The organism is Microbacterium resistens NBRC 103078 (assembly GCF_001552355.1).
In the GTDB taxonomy this organism is placed as follows: Bacteria; Actinomycetota; Actinomycetes; order Actinomycetales; family Microbacteriaceae; genus Microbacterium; species Microbacterium resistens.
Genome location: NZ_BCRA01000197.1, coordinates 1 through 3,007 on the forward strand (window position 1 = coordinate 1; position 3,007 = coordinate 3,007).

2 protein-coding genes are annotated in these 3,007 nt (G+C 72.0%); both read left to right on the top strand.

The features are described from left to right. Positions 1-533: 533 nt before the first annotated feature. Positions 534-1,979, top strand: coding sequence for an MFS transporter (locus MR1_RS18865; RefSeq protein ID WP_067250767.1), 1,446 nt, complete (start codon positions 534-536; stop codon positions 1,977-1,979). 36 nt (positions 1,980-2,015) lie between these two features. Beyond that, a partial coding sequence (locus tag MR1_RS18870) for a glycerophosphoryl diester phosphodiesterase membrane domain-containing protein (RefSeq protein ID WP_174522569.1) occupies positions 2,016-3,007 on the top strand: 992 nt, incomplete at its 3' end.

Below are 3,007 nucleotides of genomic sequence, written 5' to 3' on the forward strand. Positions count from 1 at the left end.
ACGGGCCCGGATCGGGTGACGGGCGCCCCGCCGCCCGCCCGGGCGACCTGGCGGTCACCGGCGCCGACTCGACGCCGTTCGTCGTCGGCGGAGTGCTCGCGCTCGTGCTCGGCGCCGGAGCGATCCTGGTCGCACGGATCCGGCGACGCGCCTCCTCCTGACCTCGTCCCCGACGCGCGAGACCCCCTTTCCCCGCCGAGACCCCCTCGGAAACACGCGCGGGAGAGGGGGTCTCGGCGGGCGGAGGGGGTCTCGGCGTACGAGGAGGGACTCGGCACGCGGCGTGGGGGATGGACGCAGTGCGCGACACGCCCGGCGGTTCCCGGGCGTGTCGCGCGCTGCCTCCTCCCTCGAGAACGCCGCGATTGCGCACCTGATCAGCCTCTTAGCACACGGCGTCCGCCGGGCAAGGGATCCAGGCGGCGTGGGTAGCGTCGGGGGCTCGTCCGGCCGAAGCAGGCCGACACCGATGAGGCCCAAGGAGCTGATCCCCGTTGCGCAACGACACCGCGCCCGCCCCGGAGAACCGACGTATGCGCGTCGACGACGTCCTGATCGTGAAGAGATCCCGGCTGCGGACGGCGATCTCCGGAACGGTCGTCGGCAACTTCATGGAGTGGTTCGACTTCGGCGTGTACGGCTACCTCGCCGTGACGCTGAGCGCCGTGTTCACGGCCGATCTCCCCGAGGGGCTCGGGCTGCTCGTGACCCTGCTCGGGTTCGCGGTGTCGTTCCTCGTCCGCCCGCTCGGCGGGCTCGTCCTCGGCCCCCTCGGCGACCGTATCGGACGGCAGCGGGTGCTGTTCCTCACGATGGCGATGATGGCTGCCGCCACCGCGCTGATCGGGATGCTGCCCACGTCGGCGGCCATCGGCCTGTGGGCGATCGTGCCGCTGTACCTGCTCAAGATGGTGCAGGGATTCTCGACCGGAGGCGAGTACGCCGGGGCCACCACGTACGTGTCCGAGTTCTCGCCGGATCGGTCTCGCGGGTACTGGTCGTCCTTCCTCGATGTCGGCTCGTATGTGGGCTTCGCCGCCGGCGCCACCGTGGTGGGTCTCACGACGTGGATCACGGAGGCGATCGCGGGCCCGGGGGCCATGCTCGAGTTCGGCTGGCGGATCCCGTTCCTCGCGGCCATCCCCCTGGGGGCCGTGGCGATCTGGTTCCGGCTCCGGATCCCGGAGACCCCGGCGTACGAGGCCGAGGAGGCCGCAGGCCTGACCGAGGCGGATCCCGAGGACCCGCTGGCGCGGCACGGCGTCGTGGGCATCTTCCGGCATCACTGGCGCGAGATCCTCATCGCCATCGCGCTCGTGTCGGCGACGAACACGGCCGGATACGCCCTGACGAGCTACATGCCGACGTACCTGGAGACCGAGGTGGGCGTGTCCAACCTCATGGCCGCGCTGGCGACCGTGCCCGTGCTCATCCTGATGAGCGCGTTCCTCCCGCTCATCGGGCGTTTGTCGGATCGCATCGGGCGCAAGCCTGTGTACGCGATCGCTGTGGGATCGACGCTCGTGCTGATGCTCCCCGCGTTCGCCGTCATGCAGATCGGCGAGGAATGGGCGGTCATGCTCGCGCTCGCGATGGTCGCGGTGCCCGTGGCGTTCTACGTCGCGATCGCCGCGTCGGCGCTTCCGGCGCTCTTCCCGACGGCGTCGCGCTTCGGCGCGATGGCGATCGCGTACAACCTCGCGGTGTCGCTCTTCGGCGGCACGACCCCGCTGTTCAGCCAGGCGCTGATCGAGCTGACGGGGAACGCCTACATGCCGGCGTTCTACATCATGTTCTTCGCCGCCGTCGGCGGGGTGGCGCTCCTCACGATGCGGGAGACCGCGAAGCGGCCGCTGATCGGATCCTGCCCCACGGTCGAGACCGTCTCCGAGGCGAAGGCGCTCGTCGAGGGACAGGATGACAACCCGTATCTCGACACGAGCACCATGCCGCTGGAGGTCGTCGGCACGCGGGGCTGACCGGGCCCGGCGGGCCGGGGATGGTTGACTCGTGTCATGCCCCGGTCCGCCCCCGCCCGTCCGCCGATGCCGCTGCGCCGGAGCGTCGCCGCCGGGTACCGTCTCTCGTTCCGGGACCTCGGGCGCACGATCCTTCTCGTCGCGGTCACGCAGGGGGTCGTCGCGCTGGTGGCCGCACCGCTCCTGGTGGGTCTGTTCGGCCTGGCCACGCGGGCCTCGGGGCTGACGGCGCTCACGACCACGACGATCGGCACGTTCCTGCGCAATCCGGCCGGGATCGCGCTCGCCGTCCTCTCGCTCGTCCTGGTCGTCGTCGCGCTGCTGCTGCAGGCGGCGCTGTACGCGGCCGTCGCCGTTCACCGCCTGGCCGCCGACGGGGGCGCGCCGGTCGCCGGCGAGGCCGGGGAGACCACAGAAGGCGACCGCGCAGAGCGAGACGATCGGTCCGCCGAGCGCGCGGGACTCCGCCTGGTGCGGCGGCGGGTGGCGGAGCTGCTGCGGCGGCCGTCGTCGCTGCTGCTCGTCCCGTACCTGCTGCTCCTGGTGCCGCTCGGCCAGGCCGGCATCGGATCGGTGCTGACGCGCTGGGTCGCCGTGCCTGCCTTCGTCTCGGACGAGCTGCTCAAGGAGCCGCAGAACGCCGCGGTCTACCTGCTGATCCTGCTCGTGCTGTGGTGGCTGAACCTCCGGCTGATCCTCACCGTGCCGATGCTCGTCCTCGAGCCGATCGGCGTCGGCGCCGCCCTCGCGCGCAGCTGGCGGCTCACCCGGTGGCGGAGCCTGCGGACGGCGGGCCTGCTGATCGCGGTCCTCGTCCCCATGGCGGTGGCGCTCGGGCTGATCGGACTGCTGACGGTCCTGCCCGTGGTCGTGACGGACGCCGTCGCTCCCGGGTCATCGCCGGTCGTCGCCGCCGTCGCCCTCGGGATCGCACAGGTCCTCGTGCTCCTCACGGTGGGCGTGTTCCTGATGGTCCAGGCGCAGACGCTCGTCACGGCGGCGCAGGCGGCGAGCCGAGCACCCCTGCC